Origin of the sequence: Arthrobacter sp. SX1312 (assembly GCF_002929295.1) — a bacterium.
GTDB lineage: Bacteria > Actinomycetota > Actinomycetes > Actinomycetales > Micrococcaceae > Arthrobacter_D.
The window spans coordinates 769,200-786,490 of sequence record NZ_PJIM01000002.1; the positions used below are offsets into that span (position 1 = coordinate 769,200).

The 17,291-nt window shown below is 68.3% G+C and carries 18 protein-coding genes; 10 read left to right on the plus strand and 8 right to left on the minus strand.

What is annotated here, in order from left to right:
• Nucleotides 1-11: 11 nt before the first annotated feature.
• Nucleotides 12-734 (plus strand): TetR/AcrR family transcriptional regulator, encoded by a 723-nt coding sequence (locus CXQ92_RS11065; protein WP_104167777.1) that lies wholly within the window; start codon nt 12-14, stop codon nt 732-734.
• Between the two features lie 44 nt (nt 735-778).
• Here CXQ92_RS11065 and CXQ92_RS11070 read toward each other — a convergent pair whose 3' ends face one another.
• The 3 genes from CXQ92_RS11070 to CXQ92_RS11080 form a co-directional block, all read right to left on the minus strand.
• Nucleotides 779-1,699, minus strand: coding sequence for a carbohydrate ABC transporter permease (locus CXQ92_RS11070; RefSeq protein WP_104167778.1), 921 nt, complete (start codon nt 1,697-1,699; stop codon nt 779-781).
• A 72-nt stretch (nt 1,700-1,771) separates the two neighbouring features.
• The gene (locus CXQ92_RS11075; RefSeq protein WP_104167779.1) at nt 1,772-2,734 is read right to left on the minus strand and encodes a carbohydrate ABC transporter permease; all 963 of its coding nucleotides are present in this window, start codon (nt 2,732-2,734) and stop codon (nt 1,772-1,774) included.
• Nucleotides 2,734-4,041 (minus strand): sugar ABC transporter substrate-binding protein, encoded by a 1,308-nt coding sequence (locus CXQ92_RS11080; protein ID WP_104168211.1) that lies wholly within the window; start codon nt 4,039-4,041, stop codon nt 2,734-2,736. The genes CXQ92_RS11075 and CXQ92_RS11080 overlap by 1 nt, the downstream gene beginning before the upstream one ends.
• A 175-nt stretch (nt 4,042-4,216) precedes the next feature.
• Here CXQ92_RS11080 and CXQ92_RS11085 point away from each other — a divergent pair, with 175 nt between their 5' ends.
• Together CXQ92_RS11085 and CXQ92_RS11090 are read left to right on the plus strand one after the other, a co-directional pair.
• The gene (locus CXQ92_RS11085) at nt 4,217-5,767 is read left to right on the plus strand and encodes a YcaO-like family protein (RefSeq protein ID WP_104167780.1); all 1,551 of its coding nucleotides are present in this window, start codon (nt 4,217-4,219) and stop codon (nt 5,765-5,767) included.
• Nucleotides 5,736-6,617 carry a polysaccharide deacetylase family protein gene (locus CXQ92_RS11090; protein WP_146067449.1) on the plus strand — a complete coding sequence of 294 codons (882 nt, stop codon included), beginning with the start codon at nt 5,736-5,738 and terminating at the stop codon, nt 6,615-6,617. Before CXQ92_RS11085 ends, CXQ92_RS11090 begins: the two co-directional genes overlap by 32 nt.
• 81 nt (nt 6,618-6,698) lie before the next feature.
• Here the strand turns inward: CXQ92_RS11090 and CXQ92_RS11095 are convergent, their stop codons facing one another.
• Nucleotides 6,699-7,490 carry an SRPBCC domain-containing protein gene (locus tag CXQ92_RS11095; protein ID WP_104167782.1) on the minus strand — a complete coding sequence of 264 codons (792 nt, stop codon included), beginning with the start codon at nt 7,488-7,490 and terminating at the stop codon, nt 6,699-6,701.
• Complete coding sequence (locus CXQ92_RS11100) at nt 7,487-8,065, minus strand: helix-turn-helix domain-containing protein (protein ID WP_104167783.1); 579 nt, start codon at nt 8,063-8,065, stop codon at nt 7,487-7,489. The genes CXQ92_RS11095 and CXQ92_RS11100 overlap by 4 nt, the downstream gene beginning before the upstream one ends.
• A 182-nt stretch (nt 8,066-8,247) precedes the next feature.
• Here CXQ92_RS11100 and CXQ92_RS11105 point away from each other — a divergent pair, with 182 nt between their 5' ends.
• From CXQ92_RS11105 to CXQ92_RS11135, 7 genes are all read left to right on the plus strand, one after another.
• The gene (locus tag CXQ92_RS11105; RefSeq protein ID WP_181033632.1) at nt 8,248-8,757 is read left to right on the plus strand and encodes a TetR/AcrR family transcriptional regulator; all 510 of its coding nucleotides are present in this window, start codon (nt 8,248-8,250) and stop codon (nt 8,755-8,757) included.
• Entirely contained in the window at nt 8,730-9,419 is a 690-nt protein-coding gene (locus CXQ92_RS11110; protein ID WP_104167785.1) for a GAP family protein, read from the plus strand. Before CXQ92_RS11105 ends, CXQ92_RS11110 begins: the two co-directional genes overlap by 28 nt.
• Before the next feature lie 111 nt (nt 9,420-9,530).
• Nucleotides 9,531-9,974 carry a GNAT family N-acetyltransferase gene (locus tag CXQ92_RS11115; RefSeq protein WP_104167786.1) on the plus strand — a complete coding sequence of 148 codons (444 nt, stop codon included), beginning with the start codon at nt 9,531-9,533 and terminating at the stop codon, nt 9,972-9,974.
• Between the two features lie 89 nt (nt 9,975-10,063).
• Nucleotides 10,064-10,513: a hypothetical protein gene (locus CXQ92_RS11120; RefSeq protein ID WP_146067450.1), complete on the plus strand. Its 450-nt coding sequence runs from the start codon at nt 10,064-10,066 to the stop codon at nt 10,511-10,513.
• A 57-nt stretch (nt 10,514-10,570) separates the two neighbouring features.
• A complete protein-coding gene (locus CXQ92_RS11125; RefSeq protein WP_146067451.1) occupies nt 10,571-10,942 on the plus strand; it encodes a hypothetical protein in 372 nt (123 codons plus the stop codon).
• Nucleotides 10,932-12,539 carry a cell wall metabolism sensor histidine kinase WalK gene (locus CXQ92_RS11130; RefSeq protein WP_258069866.1) on the plus strand — a complete coding sequence of 536 codons (1,608 nt, stop codon included), beginning with the start codon at nt 10,932-10,934 and terminating at the stop codon, nt 12,537-12,539. The genes CXQ92_RS11125 and CXQ92_RS11130 overlap by 11 nt, the downstream gene beginning before the upstream one ends.
• Nucleotides 12,536-13,213: a response regulator transcription factor gene (locus CXQ92_RS11135; RefSeq protein ID WP_104167790.1), complete on the plus strand. Its 678-nt coding sequence runs from the start codon at nt 12,536-12,538 to the stop codon at nt 13,211-13,213. Before CXQ92_RS11130 ends, CXQ92_RS11135 begins: the two co-directional genes overlap by 4 nt.
• 33 nt (nt 13,214-13,246) lie before the next feature.
• On the opposite strand, the gene CXQ92_RS11140 is transcribed toward CXQ92_RS11135, so the two are convergent.
• From CXQ92_RS11140 to CXQ92_RS11150, 3 genes are read right to left on the minus strand one after another with little or no spacing between them, the layout of a single operon-like run.
• Nucleotides 13,247-14,302 (minus strand): phosphotransferase, encoded by a 1,056-nt coding sequence (locus CXQ92_RS11140; protein ID WP_104167791.1) that lies wholly within the window; start codon nt 14,300-14,302, stop codon nt 13,247-13,249.
• Entirely contained in the window at nt 14,302-15,504 is a 1,203-nt protein-coding gene (locus CXQ92_RS11145) for a phosphotransferase family protein (RefSeq protein WP_104167792.1), read from the minus strand. Before CXQ92_RS11145 ends, CXQ92_RS11140 begins: the two co-directional genes overlap by 1 nt.
• Entirely contained in the window at nt 15,501-17,270 is a 1,770-nt protein-coding gene (locus CXQ92_RS11150; protein WP_104167793.1) for an ABC transporter ATP-binding protein, read from the minus strand. The genes CXQ92_RS11145 and CXQ92_RS11150 overlap by 4 nt, the downstream gene beginning before the upstream one ends.
• Nucleotides 17,271-17,291: the final 21 nt, after the last annotated feature.

Consider the following 17,291-nt stretch of genomic DNA (forward strand, 5'->3'; position numbering starts at 1 on the left):
GGAGTCCGTCGATGACCGAGCAACTCAAGGGTTCCCGTCGCGGCCCGCGGAGGGTTTCAACCGGGGAGGAGATCGTGGAGGCCGCTCTCGGCCTGTTGGACGAAGGTGGTGTCGCTGCGGCGTCCATCCGAGGGATCGCCGCCCGGATCGGCGTAGCTCCCAACGCGGTCTACACGTACTTCCCCGACAAGGCCGCTGTCATCAGGGCGATCGTTGAGCATCTTCTCGGGCAGGTCGATCACGCGGCATTCGCGGACCCGGACGTGCCCTGGCGACGGCGGATCGAGCTCCTGGCCGTCGAATTGAGGGAGCGCCTCACGGCTCATCCCGGTGCCGTCGGACTGATGATCGGCGGTCCCATGGACGGCCCCCGCGCCCTTGCCCTCAATGAACGGCTGATGGAAGTCCTCTCCGGTGCAGGGTTCTCGCCCACGGACGCAGCCAAGGCCTCCTACCTGCTGATCGTCTACGTCTTCGGCTCGATCGCCCTGGAGGTGGCGGAACTCGGTGACGTCCGTCAGGCACCCCCCGAAGCGGATCGCATCGCGGCACGGTACTCCGGCTTCTCCGGAATACCGGCCGAGACGTACCCCCTGTCGGCCGCCGCCGCTCAGGTCATGGCCCGGTACGTGTCCACCGAACAGTATCTGTGGGGACTCCACCGGATACTCGACGGCCTCGGTGACTCGGCGACCCGGACGACTGTCCCCGTGGCACAGGCCGCCGTCGGGTGACGCGACGGCCGGATCCGGAGTGGCGCCCTGCTGCTTCTGTCCTCCTACCGGATGCCGCTGCGTGCGAGGCCCTGCACGAAGTACTTCTGGAAGGCGAGGAACATGATGACGATCGGCGTGATGGACACGAGCGCCAGCGCCATGATGGCACCGTAGTCGGCCCCGTACTGCCCTCTCAGGTACAGCAGGCCGATGGGCAGGGTGAAGAGTTGGCTGTCCTTGAGCGCGATGAGCGGCCACGCGAAATCGTTCCACTGGTACATCACGGTGAGCAGCACGAGCACGGCGATCAGCGGCTTGCACAGCGGCAGGATGATCTGCAGGAAGATCCGGAGGGTGCCCGCGCCATCGACCTTCGCTGCTTCGATGAGTTCGTCGGGAATGGCGATGATGAACTGGCGGGCGAGGAAGATGCCGAACGCGGAAGCAGCCGACGGCAGAATGACCGCCCAGAACGTGCCGTAGATCCCGAGCTCCGTGACGAGGCGGAACTGCGCCACCATCAGGACCTGCACCGGGACCATCATCGTGCTCAACACCAGGAGGAAGATCGCGCCCTTGCCGCGGAAGTCGAGCTTGGCGAAGGCGTAGCCGGCCAGCAGGTTCACGGTCACGGTGAGGACCGTGACGATGACCGTGATGACCACGGAGTTGCCGAACCAGGTGGCCGTCGGGAAGCGGCCGAAAATGGTACGGAAGTTTTCGAGCGACCACTCGGAAGGCCAGATGCGCAGCTCGCGGCTGAAGACGTCGGCGTTCGGGGAGAAGGCGATCGTGACCATCCAGTACAGCGGGAACATCATGATCAGGCCCACGATGACGGCGGTCACCAGTCGGGCCGCCGCGGATGCATGCTGCGCGGGCGATCTCCGCTTGACGCGGGGGGCGAAGTCGGCCGGTCCTGCTGGGGGACCGGCCGGGCGAGTCGCCCGGTCACTGCCCCTGGGGGAGAGTGGATGCGCCATGGGAATCCTGTCCTCGTGGGCTGTCATGGGTGGTCGGTGGCGCCGACCGGTGCCGGCCGGCGCTGCGTCGAGCTATCCGGTGGTGTCGCGCGTGCGGTTGCCCCGCCATTGGAGGACGGTGAAGACGAGGGTCAGCAGGAAGATCACGATGCCGATAGCCGCCGCGTAGCTCTGGTCACGGGTGACGAAGCCGTTCTCGTAGGCGTACGTGACCAGCACCGAGGTCGACCGGCCCGGACCTCCCCCGGTCATCACGAAGATGGTGTCGAAGACCTGGAAGGAGTAGATGACGTCCATGATCAGCAGGAAGAATGTGGACGGGCCGACGAGGGGCACGGTGAGGTAGCGGAACTGCTGCCATGAACTGGCGCCCTCGAGCTTCGCCGCTTCATAGAGTTCCGGCGAGATGCTCTGCAGCCCGGCAAGGTAGATGACCATGTTGAACCCCACGCGGATCCACAGCGTCACCAAGACGATCGAGGCGAACGCGGCAGATCCCTGCGACTGCCAGGGGATGCCTGCCAGCCCGCCCTCGCGGAGGAGTTTGTTGATGATGCCCGTCGCCTCATCGAAGAGCAGCACCCCCATGAGGGCTGTGGCGACGCCCGAGATGACCATGGGCAGGTAGATCAGCGTGCGGAAGAGCTTGCGCCCAGGGAGCACGGAGTTCATGAGGACCGCCAGGGCCAGCCCCAGGGCGAGGCTCAATGGCACCGTGATCAGGGTGAAGGCGGCGGTGTTGAGCGCCGATTGCCAGAATGTGGGATCAGTGACGAGCCGCTGGTAGTTCTGCAGCCCCACCCAGCCACTCGCTCCGAAGCCGCTGGATTCCTGGAAGCTGATCAGGAAGGCCCAGCCCAGTGGCAGGAAGAGGAACACGCCGAGCAGTACGAGATTGGGTCCCAGGAAGCCGTAGGAGGCGAGCGTGCGCCGATGCGCCCCGTTCCTTGCCCTGGCCGTGGAGGTGGGAATCGGTGGGGGCAGCCCTCGGGTGTCACCGGTGGACTCCTCGCGGGCCGAGGTGCTGGCGGACATCAGCCGGCTGCCTCATCCACGGCTGCTGCGATGTTCGCCAGGGTCTCCTCGACCGGCTGGCCCTGGGTGAAGGCAGCTTCGAGTTGGTCGCGCAGTTTGGGGTTGATGGCCGCCATGGCGGGGGAGGTGAGCTGCTCCACGTCGGACGGCTCCAGGGTGGTTGCCTGTTCCACGAAGATACCCGCGATGTCCGGCCGCGTCTGGTAATCGAGTTCCGAGTCGACGAGGCTCTTCAAGGTGGGCAGCTCCATGGCGCGTGCACAGAAGTCCGACATCTGATCCGGCTGCGTCATGAATTTCAGGAACTCGGCCGCAAGCTCGGGGTTTCGGGCATTCTTCGTCGCCACGAGGGCGTTGCCGCCCAGGTCACAGGCACCACGCTCGTCGCGGGGCAGGTAGGTGGCGCTCCACTCGAAGTCGGTGATGGCCTCATCCAGGCTCGGAAGCACGAAGTTGCCCACGAAGGCCATGGCGGTGGTTCCGGCGGAGAAAGCGTTGTCCGCGTACGTGGAGGACTTCACGGAGCTGCTGGGGGGTACGAGACCGTCGGTGAAGAAGCCCTGGGTGAAGGCCAGGGCCTTCGTCCCGGCGTCGGACTGGATGGCAGAGCCGGTGAGATCGTCGTTGAAGAGCCGGCCACCGGCCTGGAAGAGCCAGCTCAGCCAGCGGGTGGAACCGCCGAGCTGCCAGTTGTAGACGAAGGGGTAGAGATCGTCGGGGAGGGAGCCGCGGAGCTGCTCCGCAACCATGCGGAACTCCTCCCACGTCCACGCGGAGTCGAGGCTGTCGGGAACACTGGTGATGCCCGCCTGCTCGAAGAGATCGGTACGGTACACGAGGGCAGAGGTGTCGGTCTGGTGCGGAACGCCGTACGGTTTGCCCTCGAACTGGACGGCCTGCCACATGGCGGGCAGGAACTCCTCGCCCGCCGCTGTGTCGAAGTAGCTGCTGAGGTCGAGGAGTTGGTCCTGGCTGCTGTAGGCACCGATGGTGCCGTAGTCGACGCGGAAGAGGTCCGGCGCCGTCCCCGCCTGCAGCTGGGCGTCGATGTTCTGGAAGATCTGCTCGTAGGGTACGAGATTGAGCTGGACGTCCACACCGGAGTTGGCGGCCTTGAACGCCTCGATCCCGCGGCGGAAACCCTCCTCCTCGGCCGGACTGCCCCAAGTGGTGAACGTCAGGGTGTCCTGCTCGCCGTCACCACCGCCGGAGTTGGAGCCGCCGGAGAATCCCGCGCATCCGTTCAGTGCCGCCGCCGCCGCGAGGAAACCTGCTCCGCCAAGGATCTGCCGTCTGGAAATAGTCATGTTCATGCCTTCCGGGTGAGGGTGATCACAACCTACAGCGCCGCGCCGACAGTCCGAAGGGCGCCGGCAAAGTATTTCCGCCCGGCGACCGTCCCCGACGACCCCGAGGACTACTGTCTGCGGGCGAGGGCGTCCACTCGGATCGGATCGTGGAGCCGTGTGCTCTACTGGGGGCATGGTGCACAGGAACGGGACTGCGCTGCCGGCTGAGGGGGCACTGGCGGCGGCGGCTGCAGCCTACGAGGCCGCTCTCCCGGGGTTGCAGGCGCAGTTCGCGATCGACGGCCTCGACCGGACCGGCGTCCCGACGTGGGCGACGTGGTGGCGTGGAGCAGGCGCGGCACTGGGCGGCGTCGGATACGGTCCGTCCGCGGCGCAGGCGCGCGTCGGTGCTCTCGGTGAGACGGTCGAGAGCGCCTTCTCCCTCATGGCGTTCGCACGCCTCGAGCGGACGACGGCGTCGTACAGCGAAATCCGGCGTCGCCATGGCACAGCGGGAGTCGCGGACCCGCGGACCCTGGGGCTGCCGGTGGGCTCCCCCTACTCCGATGACATGGTCCTGACCTGGGTGCCGATGCGTCGAGCCCTCGCCACCCGAAGCCTCGACAGCTCCGACCGCCGGGGCGCGCCGGCCCTCGAACTCGACGGGGAGCCGGTGCTCGTCCCGGTCGATCTCGTCGCGAGCAGCCCGTCGGAGCTCGATGATCGCGATACGGGTGAGCGGTTGCTGATGCCCGTCGCGAACGGGTTGGGCGCGGGGACGAGCCTGCGGCAGGCCGTTGTCCACGGTGTCCTCGAGATCCTTCAACGCGACGGCAACGGTCTCACCTTCCGGGCGCTCGACCGGGGGACGGTCGTCGAACTGGGCCCCGACGACGGGGACGCCGAGACCCGCCAGGTGCTCGAAGCGCTGCGCAGTGCGGGGGTGGACGTGCTGGTGAAGATCGCGTCGATCGATCGCGGGGTGTCCGACCTGTACGTCGTCGGGCACGCACCGGGCGACGATCTCGTCATCGCGACAGCCTGCGGGGAGGCGGCACATCCCGATCGGGATGTGGCGCTGCGCAAGGCGGTGCTCGAATTCGCCTCTGCCCGGGCCCGGAAGGCGTTCATGCACGGCCCGCTGGCCGCGGTCCGACGCATCACGCCGCGGGACTATCTGCACGACGCGTTGGCCGTCGTCGATCCCGGCGCCGAGGAGCCTCGCGTCATCGAGGCAACCGTGGCCTGGCTGACTGCCGGCGCGGAGCAGGACGCAGCCGTACGGGCGCGCCTGGACACCACGGTGTTCTCCCGCCGATCGGTCACGCGGTTCCGTGATCTCCCGACGCGGCCGACCGCCGACCCGTTGGCGATCATGACCGATCACGGTCTCGACGTTCTTGTCGCCGATCTGACGCCCCCTGGACCGACCGATGACGGCGTGGCACGGGCGGTCAAGGTGGTGGTGCCCGGGACCGAAGTGGAAACGGTCGCCTATGGACGGATCGGTGAGGCGGGTGTGCGGAGACTGGTCGACGACGGGCGGGGCGATCTCGCGCGCGTGGGCCGGCGACCCGAGGGCGACGGCTGGCGGGAAGTGATCCTGACCGGCGAGGCCGTCGAGCGGCTCGGCGGACCGGCATGGCTGGATCGTGACGCCGTCGAGGCCGTCGCGGCCGGGCTGCTGCCGCTGTACCGTGAGCCCGGCCGGCATGCCGCCCGACTCGTCCTCGGTGAGCAGTAGTGCTCCCGCTCCCACGCCGGACATGCCGGACACGCCGGACATGATGAACAGTGAACAGAGCGCCGCTGAGCTGGAGACGTACATCCTGGATCAGGGTGAGCAGCCCGGGGGAACGCCGGTGGTGCTGCTCGACGACGCCGCCGTAGCCGCCGGAGCGGATCCGTCCACGTTGATCCCGGGCATCATGGGCCCACTGCCGGCAGCACTCCGGCGGCCTGCACCGTTCACCTACGAGGCCTACGTCCTGCAGAGCGTCCTCGGGGAACTCCTGCTGGAGAGTGAAGGCGCAGGGTGGTCGGAGGGTGAGCTGTCGGCGATCCCGCTCCTCGCCCTGAACTTCCACGATGTCCTGCCGGGACACCTCGAGATCGCGGACCGGCGGTTGAACAAGCTGGCACGGCTCCGGGATCTCCTGACGGCCGGCGCGGACGAGGAGCTCCATCCGCGGGTCGTCGTCCTCCTGTTCGACGGATACAAGGACGCGGCACGGATGGTCGTCCCGATCTGCGACCGGCTCGGGCTCCGCGTCGTGATCCTGCCCATCGCTCTCGAGGTCCTCGACGACCGTGCCGGCACCCTGAGCGATGACGAGTTGATCCGCTTGGCGCGGAACCACGCACTGGGCTTCCACACGCTCACCCATCGCTCGGCGGACGAGATCACGCCCGCGACGGTGATCTCCGAGGTGACCGACGTCGTGCATCGACTCACCCGGATCGCCGGCCGTGCACCACGGGTGGGTGCGTGGTGCGGGGGTGCACGCTTCGATGACAGCCTGCTCGGGAACCGACGACTGCGTGAGCTCGGGGTGACCGACCTCGTCTCCAACTGGTCCTGGGAGACCATCTAGCCGTGCTGCCTGCCGTACTCGCGACCGCGATCAGGCTTGCTTCGCGGTCTCCGACCGCCTCCGCGGGGAACGGCGCGCAGGTCAGGCCGGGACGGTGAGCCCCTGAAGCCAGCTCTGCCACTCCGGTTCTTCGCGCCGCACGTAGTCCGCCGCGTCGGCGGAGAACAGGTACGCCCGTACGCCCGCCGTCGCGGTCCCGGCGCTCTCGCCGTAGGTGAAGACGCTGAGCATCCCGGGCACCGGCGCGGTGAGCCGGACCAGCGTCTGCCGCTCGCCTACACGCTCGACCGTGCCGGTGGCACCGCGAATCTCGATCGTCGCACCCTCGTCTCCCAGTCCGAGCGCGTCGTGCAGGATCGACCAGAGCGCCTGCGCGTCGCCGGGATGGGAGGCGGTGGCCTCGAGCTGCGTGGTCTCCTGGCCGGGGAAGTGCGAGAGGTAGAGCCGCAGGTTGTCGAAGAACGGCATCCAGTTGGCGCCCATGTCCTCCCAGAACTCCGACTCCCAGGCGGCACCGGTCCCGAAGCCGCTGCTGGTGACGCGCACCACGCAGGTGCCGCCCGACCGGGCCTCGACGAGGAACTCGGAGGTCAGCGGGCTGAGCGCAGCCGGGTCCTTGCCCATGAGGGCGGCCCAGTCCTCCTCGTACTCGAGGCGGCGTGGCGGGTCCCAGCCGGTGACCCGGCCGTCCGACCCCATCTCGGGGCCCATGGTGAAATGCAGCGAGCCGCCCTCGCGCTCTTCCATCTCGGTCGGCAGGAACCAGGCGCTCATGCCCTTGGCCGTGGCGATGGCCTGCCAGACCTGCTCCGGGGTCCCAGGGACCTCGACGGCGAATTCCAGGCGGTACGGGACGTTCGGGATCGTGTTCATCGGTTCTCCTCGGGAAGTGGGTGTGCGGCGACGACGAGCCGGTGCGGGCGCCCGTCGTCATGGTGGTAGCGAGCGGCCAGGTCGAGTACCGCAGCGGTCAGCTCGTCGGCGAAGGCAGCCCGGTCGGCGGCCGACCGGAAGCCGATCTGCGTGTCGATGGTCAGTGTCGGCAGGGCCCTGCCGGATGCGCCGGCCCGGCGCGTCAGGGCGCCGACCTCGCGCACCAGGCGGCCGGCCAGTGCTACGAGGTAGGCCGCCGACAGGTGGTCGTCGTTGGCCTCCGGATCGGCCGCGGATGCGCTGACGGCGGCGGGTGATACGACGTAGGACGCAGCCGACGCCCGCAGTACCCGCTCGGTGATGCCCCCGTGCCGGCGCTCCTCGAACAGTTCCACCAGGCCGTGCAGCTCGAGCGCCTTGAGGTGGTAGTTGATCTTCTGACGTGCGAGGCCGACTCGCAGGGCGAGCCCGGCGGCGGAGGCCGGAACGGCCAGCTCCCCGAGCAGCCTGGCGCGGACCGGATCCAGCACGACGGCGGCTGCCTCTGCGTTCTCGATGACTTCGACGTCCTGCATGCGACCATCCTGAACTTGACAATAAACTTTGTCAATAGGATGGCCGGATGAAGGACGCCCTCGGATCCGCATGTCCGCCGGCACCGACGATCAGTCGCCTGGAGGCCGGCGGGAGTGATGAGGATGTCCGACTCCCGATATCAAACCGACCGGTCGGTCGGTTCTCGTGGTACCGTTGCTTCATGAGCACCAAGGCACACATCCTGCAGACCGTTCGGCGATTGGCGATCGAGACCGGGTCGGTGCCGTCCATGGGGGTGATCGCCCAGCAGGCGGGGGTGTCCAAGGGCGGGTTGATGCACCACTTCTCCTCGCGCAATGCCCTGGTGGAGGGCATCGCGGTGCAGGCGATACGGGATCTGGACCAGGCTCTGACCGCGGCCGCTGAGCGCGGCACGGTGGTCGAGACCTGGTTGCGCCTGTCGTCCTCCCGTGAAGAGGCTGCCCTCTACCGGGCGATGTCGATCCTGCTCACTGATCGGACCTCTCTGACCGATACGCTTCTGCAGCATGCGGCCGAGGCCACCCGGCGGTGGGAACACCTGTTCACCGTTGAAACGGGGGACCCTGTGACGGCCTCGATCATCCGCCTCCTGGGTGACGGGATGCTGCTGAACAGCCTTGCCGACGACGACACCGGGGCCAGCCTCGACTCGATCCTGCAGTGGCTGAATGGCAGGTCCCCGACGTGATCGGTGGTGGACTGCTCGCCGGTGTCGCGGGTCTCGCCCTGGCCGACTCGTTGAACCCGGCGACGATCGTCGTGATCACCCTGATCCTGCTCACCGTCGCCCATCGGCCTGTCGGTTCGGCCTTGACGTTCGTTCTCGGGGCGATGAGCACCGTCTTCGCCCTCGGCACGGCGATCTTCCTCGGTGCCAGCGTCGCCGCCGATGCCGTAGGTGAAGGGCTCATCCGGCTACGCCGTGCAGTGTTCCTCATCGCCGCCGTCGCTCTCGCGGTTGCAGGGTTCCGCCGCTTCAGGGACCGGGAGAGGAAAGGGATCGATCTTCCGCCGTGGTTCGGAGTGTGGACTGCTTTCCCGCTCGGTGTGATCATCACCGGAGCCGACCTGCCCAACGCGTTTCCCTACTTCATCGCCATCGAACGCATGGTCGCCGCGGATGTCGACATCCCTATCGGGTTGGTCGTCCTCGCCGGCTACGCGCTCGTCCATTGCATCCCATGCCTGATCCTCCTCGCCCTCGGGATGGCTCACGGCGATACGGTCAGGACACGCCTACGCAAGGTGCTGGACCGGTTCTCTACGGGCATTGTCCGACGCTCCCTCCCCGCAGCGTTCACGTTGTTCGTCCTCGCCGCCGCAGCCCTCACCTTCGCCCTCTGGCCCTGAGCAGGCTGCCACGGCCACCAACCGTCTCGACGGACGAACGCATTCGGCGCTACCTGACGGATCGCGCCTCTCACCCGGGACGGGGCGGCCGGAGCGTGGGATGATGCTGCGATGAGCGAGCTCGACGTCAGGCGTCTGGTCCGGGGGGACGCTGCCACGGCAAGGATCATGGTCGAGATGATGGCGCGGGTCTTCGAGGAGGACTATGAGCAGGTCGGTCAGGACTATGTCGATGACCTTCTGGGGCGGGAGAATTTCTGGGCCTTCGCGGCGTCGATCGGCCCGGAGATCATCGGCGGCCTGACCGCTCACACGTTGCCCATGACACGCTCGCAGTCGTCGGAGCTGTTCATCTACGATCTCGCCGTGCGGCCGGACCATCAGAGGCAGGGCATCGCGAGTCGACTCGTCCTCGAATTGCGTGCCGCCGCCGCGGCCGAGGGCATTCACGAGATCTTCGTTCCTGCAGACAATGAGGACGTGCACGCCCTGGAGTTCTACCGGGCACTGGGAGCCACCGCCGCGCCGGTCACGTTCTTCACCTTCAAGGATTGAGTCGCCGGCTCGGGCATCGCTTCACGCGATGCTTCACCTATCGGGCGGGTTCTGGCAGAGTACGTTCGATAGTCATGGGGGTACAAGCTATGCACCAAGGACGTTCTCCAGTCGCGGCAGCGGCCGCCGTTCTCACCGTCGGGTTGCTCGCCGGCTGCAGCACTCCAGGGCAGGCGCACACCGACGCCCCGCCGGCATTCACCTCCATGGACGAGGCGTACGCCGCCGTGGACGACGTGCTGGGGTGCGAGGCCGAACCTGCGGGTGATCCGATCGTGCCGGCGGACGGGGGCGCGCTGACGTCCGAACAGAAGCTGTGCTCGGAGAACGTGCAGATCGATCTGTACCCGGACGAGGACTCCCTCCGGAAGGCCTTCGAGATCTGGACCGGCTCGAACCAGGGTGAGGTGCACCTCGCCCGCGGCAGTAACTGGATGGTGGTCGACGTGACTGCCGTGGCCACGGGCGAACCCACGACCTGGGACATCGAAGGGTTGGCGGAGGACCTGCACGGGGAGTACGCGGTGGCCGGCGGATAAGCACGATCGGCGAGTCCTTCTCATCTTGGTCTCACGAAGCGGCGGGATACTTGAGCCATGCGATCCGCGGCGCTTCAGATGTGGCTCCTGGGCGCGGTACTTGCCGCCCTCATGGTGACCGGCGTGCTCACCCTCGTCAATATCGTGCGTGATCCTCCCGATCAGCAGCTCGGACCCGCGGTCGTCTTCACCGACCCCGCGTCGGTTCCGGGACCGCCGTCGCTCCCGCCGGCGGATCCCACCCCGGAGTCTCCGCGCCCGGAGCCGCCCGCAGACGGGTCCCCGACACCGTCCGCGCCTGCGTCAACCCCCGCTCCGGCCCCTGCCCCCGCCCCTCCACCGGAGGTCGTGCCCGCGCCGCCACCGATCATCGGCGATGACGATGACGATGACGACGTGGGCGATGGGGATGACGACGATGACGACTGAGAAGACGCGGCCGCTCCCTGCGATGCCTGCCCGCGGTCACCTTGTGCGTCGCCCACCTCCGCCTCGGTACACCCCGACGGCGCAGGACGGGGGCAGACTGGACCGGATCGGCCGTGTCTTCAGCCGTGCGACCCGTCGGTGGTCGGTCCGGTCCCGTGTACTGAGCGCACTGCTCGCCCTGTCCGCCCTGGGTCTCCTGTTCGCAGGAACCACGGCATACGGACTGCAACGGGCAACACTCAACGCGGACATCGACAACTCGCTGGAACGCAGTTTCGGGGAGTTCGAGACCCTTCTGGCGACGGGCATCGATCCCGCCACCCGATCTCCGTTCGTCACTGCCGAGACCCTCGTCTACCTCGTCATGCAGCGCACCCTTCCTGCCCCGAACGAAGGCATGATGGGCATCCGCGACAGTGACGCGGTTCTCCTCGCCAACGACGCCGTGTCCCTGCGCCTCGAGGACGACCCCGAGCTGGTGGCCGCCGCGGCGGACCGCTCGTCGGCGGACGACGTCGCCATCACGACGATCGACACCGCCAGAGCCACCTACCGCGCCATCGTCGTGCCGGTCATGCTGAGCGAGGACACGGAGCCCACCACCTTCGTCCTCGCCTACGACATCGACGCGGAACGAGCGGAGCTGAACCGGACGTACACCACTTTCGCCCTGATCAGCCTCGGGGCGCTGCTGCTCATCGGCGCAGTCGGCTGGCTGCTCATCGGCAACCTGCTGCACCCGGTGCGGCGGCTCCGGGAGACCGCACAGACCATCAATGACAGCGACCTCTCGCAGCGGATCGTCGTCACCGGGAACGACGACCTGTCCGATCTGACGCGGACCTTCAACGCGATGCTCGACCGCCTCGAGAAGTCCTTCACGTCGCAGCGGCAACTGCTCGACGACGTCGGCCATGAGCTCCGCACGCCGATCACCATCATCCAGGGTCACCTCGAGCTGCAGGATCCTACCGATCGGGAGGACGTCGACGCCGTGCGGGCCGTCGCCCTCGACGAGCTGGAACGCATGCGTCTCCTCGTCGACGACCTGGTCACCTTGGCCGGGAGCGCTCGTCCCGATTTCGTCCGCCCGAAACCGACCAGCGTCGATCGCCTGACGGACGACATCCTCGACAAGGCACGCGGACTGGGTGACCGGCGATGGATCATCGACTCACGGGCTGAAGGGGAGGTCCCACTCGATGACCGGCGGGTCACGCAGGCGCTGCTTCAACTCGCCGCGAATGCCGTGAAGTTCTCCACGGACGGGTCGACGATCGCCGTCGGCTCCCGGCTCGACGGCGACCGTCTCAGCCTGTGGGTGCGTGATGAAGGCATCGGCATCAGCGCCGCCGACCAGCAGCGCATCTTCGGCCGCTTCGAACGCGGCTCCGACGGCAGACGCGCCGAGGGCGCGGGCCTCGGTCTGTCCATCGTCGAAGCGATCGCGCAGGCCCACGGCGGCGGTGTCAGTGTCCTGTCGGCGCCGGGCCGCGGCTCCACCTTCACCCTCGAACTTCCGACGGCGGCTCGCCGGAACCCGGCCGATGCAGTATCCCGCGAGCACCGTGGCCCTGCCACGAAGGAGGAACCGTGACCCAGATCCTGATCGTCGAGGACGAGGAACGCATCAGCGCCTTCATCGCGAAGGGGCTCCGGGCGGCCGGCTACGTGCCCACCAGCGCGGTCAACGGACGGGACGGCTATCACCTGGCGCAGACCGGGGACTTCGAACTCGTCATCCTCGACCTCGGCCTGCCGGACCAGGACGGCTTCACGGTGCTCCGACGACTCCGGGAGGCCCGCAACGACATCCCCGTCATCATCCTCTCCGCGCGCAACACCACGGACGCCACCGTGGCCGGCCTCGAGGGCGGCGCCGACGACTACATGACCAAGCCCTTCCGCTTCGAGGAGCTGCTGGCCCGCGTCCGTCTGCGCCTGCGCCCGGATCCGTCCCGCACCGAGAGCTCCGTCCTCTCCCACGAAGGCCTCCAGCTGGACCTCCGGACCCGCCGCGCCCTCATCGACGGCAGGGAGGTGGACCTGTCCGCCCGCGAATTCGCCCTGACCGAGGCGTTCCTGCGCAACCCCGGCCAGGTCCTCAGCCGGGAGCAATTGCTCTCCCGCGTCTGGGGGTACGACTTCGACCCCGGCTCCAACGTGGTCGACGTCTATGTGAGGTACCTCCGCAACAAGCTCGGACCGGAGCGGTTCGCGACCGTCCGCGGCATGGGGTACCGACTGGTCGCCGATCGTCCCCGGCCCTAGCCCGACGCCGAGCGCCGAGCGGGTCGGCCGGCATCAGAGGGAGTCCTGGAACCAGTCCTTCGTGAGTTGCCGCCAGCGCGGGCGGAAGGCGTAGATGCACGTGAGGCGCAGCTTCGTCGACAGCGCATAGGCGTCCAGCCGGTCTTCGGGTACCAGCAGTTCCTCCGCCACGGCGAGGATCGCACGCTCCCCGGCGGCACGCCGTCGGGCGCTGAGGAGGCCCTGCGCCTCACGGAACGACAGATGCACCAGGAGGTTCGCCAGGTCGAGGGCCGGTTCGGCCAGGGCCAGCGTGTCGCAGTCGATCAGCCCGAGCGTCCCCTGGCTGCTTCCCCCGCCGGAGATGAGCACCTGCTTGTCATGGAGGTCGCGGTGGGACAGGACGGGAGCCTGCGCCGTACCGTGCAGAAGACGGCCGGCAGCGGTGCGTACTGCCGCACGCAGGGCCGCGTCCGGGACCGGAGAGGCACCGAAGTCGAGGCAGCGGACCATCCAGGTGGCGAGGGTCTCGACTTCGTCATGTGGACCGTAGGAAGGCAGACGACCAGCATCACCACCGGGGACGGCGGCGAAAGCCGGCCAGTGAGCGGCCCAGACGGACCAGGCGTGGTCGAGCATTGCCGTGCCATCGCTCCCGGCACTGGTACTCGAGCAGCCGAGATCGTACAGACTGGCGCCCGGCACCGCGGACAGGGTGAGCGTAGCCCCGTCGACGGCGGTGACGCGGGGAGTGGCGATGCCTGCGGCTGCGACGAGCCCGGCAGCCGTGGCGTGGGCGGTGACGACCCGGCCGACCTTCCGAGGTGGCAGGAGCTTCAGGTATGCGCTGTCCGTCCTCACGACGGCCCTCTTGGTGAAGCGGTGTACCAGGAGTTCACCGGCGTCGACGGCCGCGGGAAGACCTGCCAGGGCCGGGTCCTCCCCGAAGGGCGTCAACGTCACCGTGCCATCCGCATCGAGGTGTCCGGCCCGCAGACGCCCTGTGGTCTCGTCGACGGCTTCGATGGTGAGTCCACCGTCGTGCGGCCAGGTGCGGCGGATGGTGAGCCGCGTGCCCTCGTTGTCCAGGACATCGTCGGGGATGAGCATCACGCGACCAGGGCTGCGAGCATCTCGAGCCGTTCCTCGGTGTCGTCACGCCACGAGGGTGAACAGGACCGGAACGGCTCGTCGAGGCGATCCAGGAGATGTGCGGCGGTCCAGGCGAGCACGGTGTCCTGGTCGATGCGCCCACCGGCGTCCTCGTAGCCGTCGAGGAAGTGTCCGCGCAGGGTACGGCCTGAAGCGCGTTCCTGCAGCAGGTCGACGGCCACGAACGAGCCGATATCCGTGCCGGGGGGTGCCGTCGTCGACCGGTCGAAGTCGGCGAGCACCACGTGAGAGGCGTCGACGAGCACCTGATCAGCGGAGAAGTCACCATGGACGAGGGCTGTGCGGTCGTCGTCGCCCAGGCGTCGGACGAGCGCGGCGTGGATCCTGCTCAGTCGTGCCTGGCTTCCCGGCGTCAGGTGCAGGTCCCGCTCGTTCAGGGTGCGCAGTTTGTGGAGCAGGTCCCGTGCTGGTCGTGGTGCGAGGTCGGTGGGTTGTGCGTGCAGGAGTGCAAGGGCGGCGCCGGCGGAGCGGGCGGCGTCGTGACCATCCTCGCCGGCCACCTGTTGGAGGTCTCCCTGTCCGAACCAGGGGTAGTAGCGCAGGGTGCCGGCCTGCGGCGCGTCGAGGGGGATGATCCGCTGCAGGACCGGGACACCGCGGCGTGCGAGGTCGGCGAGGAAGGCTGTCTCTGCGGGATCAGCGCGGCCGGCCTTGCAGACCGTGGCGCCGGCGGCCGTCTCCATCCGGAAGACCACGCGGCGGTGGGGGTTGTAGTTGAGGACCCGGCCCGGCCCGAGGGACAGGCGATGGTGCCCCTCGAATGCCCGGAGGGTGTCGTGCAGCTTCATGTCCAGGCCGATAGGGCCGGCGACGAGCGTATGCCGTCCGGGCAGTCCGATCACGTCGATGTCATATCCGTGGTTCGCGGCCCGCGCGAGCGTCTTGTCCAGTTTGGCGGCGTGGTGCGGGGCGTAGGTCGCCACCCATCGCGGGGCAGGATCCGCATCGGGTGCCCGCCGGGCGTCGGCCGGTGGAGCCTGTCCCGGGTGACGGGTCCGGAGGCGTGCGACGGCGGAGACGCCCTGCTTGTGGCGTAGCCGGTCGGCGTGCACCGGACGCGAGAACAGGGCGGACAATCCGACCGGATCGAAGATGGCCGGCAGCGCGGGCAGCGCTGGGTCGATGAGGGCGACGCTCATGGCTGCCGCCGGCCGGTGGCTGACAGGTCCTTGACGTCGTCGGCTTCACCGGCCCACCTCCCGTAGACGGGGTGCTCCCTGATGTCCGCGGGGGACCCTTCGAAGCGGACGGTCCCGTCCTCGAGCCAGATGATCCAGTCGTGCGTCAGCGCGACGGCGGGTTCGTGGGTGATGGTGATCGTGGTGCGATGCCGCGAGAGCAGGTCCAGCCCTTTCAGGACCTCCGCGCGCGAGTCCTTGTCGAGGCCGGTGGTGACCTCGTCGAGGATCACGAGCGGTGCATCGCGCAGCAGCGCCCGCGCGATCGCTATCCGTTGGCGCTGGCCGCCGGAGAGGGTCCCGCCCCGTTCGCCCACCGTCGTGTCGTACCCGTCCGGGAACTGCGCCACGAAGCCGTGCACGTTGGCGAGCTTCGCCGCGTACTCGACGTCCTCGTCCGAAGCGTCGATGCGGCCGTAGCGGATGTTCTCCCGGATGGTGCCCGTGAAGAGGACGGCGTCCTGCAGCACCAGGCTGACATTGGAGCGGAGTGATTCGAGGGTCACGTGCCGGAGGTCCTTGCCGTCCAGGTGGACGCTCCCGGTCTGCGGGTCCATCATCCGTACCGCGAGCGAGGCGAGGGTGGACTTCCCGGAGCCCGAGGGGCCGACGACGGCTGTGCGACGGTGGCCCATGAACGTCAGGTCCACGTCCCGGAGCACTGGTTCGTCGGGCGTGTATGCTGCCGTCACGCCGCGCAGCTCGAGGTCGCCCCACACCCGGGACAGGGGAACTGCGTGAGGGCTGTCCTCGATGTCGACCGGCTGATCGAGCAGATCGGCGACGCGCTCGCCCGATGCGGTCGCGCGGGCGATGCGCCCGGTGTACTTCGCCAGGTCGCGGAGGGGCTTCATCGCCGTCTTGAGGTACATGAGGAACAGGACGAGGTCGCCGGGCGTCATGGCGCCCTGCACCACACGCCAGCCGCCTCCCGTGAGCACCAGTGCGGTCGCGGCGCCGACGATGACATCGGTGCGGCGTTCGAGGGCCGCGGCCAGACGGCGGGCCAGCACGCCTTCGCGCAGCGTCTTCTCGTTGCTGGTCCCGAACTGGCGTGCCAGTGTCTGTTCGAGACCGTACGTCTGGACGACGCGGATGGCTCCCAGGCTCTCCTGCGCGGTGTTCGCCAGCGCCCCCTCGCCCTTCCGGGTACGGCGTGCGGCGACGGTGATCCTCCCGGTGCTCAGCCTCGACAGCAGAAGGAATGCCGCCGAAGCGACGACGACGACGAGGGCGAGGAGGGGATCCAGCCAGAACATCACGCCGGCCATGGCCACGAGTGTGATGCAGTTCGCGATCAGCGGCAGGCCCGCGCTCACGGCCACCTCCTGGAGCTTCCCCACGTCGCCGATGAGGCGCTGGACCATGTCGCCCGTCCGGGACGAGGAGTGGTAGGACAGTGACAGCGATTGGACGTGCGCGAACACACGGGACCGTAGGTCGGTGGCCACACGGGAACCGGTCAGGGCGAACGCGATGGTGGCGAGGAAGTTGAACAGGGCACGGAACCCGATGATCGCCACCAGCGCAGCCCCGCACAGGATCAGCAGACCCGGGGACGCCGAGGGTCCACCACCGGAGAAATCGGCGCCGAGGCTCCTGGTGACGGCGTCGATGACGAATTTCACGGGCCAGGGTTCCAGAACGCGGAACGCGACCTCCAGCAGAAGGGCCGTGACGCCGCCGGCCATGAGCGTCCTGTGCCGGCCGAGGTGCGGCCGCACCATGCGCAGCGTCCTTCGAAGGGG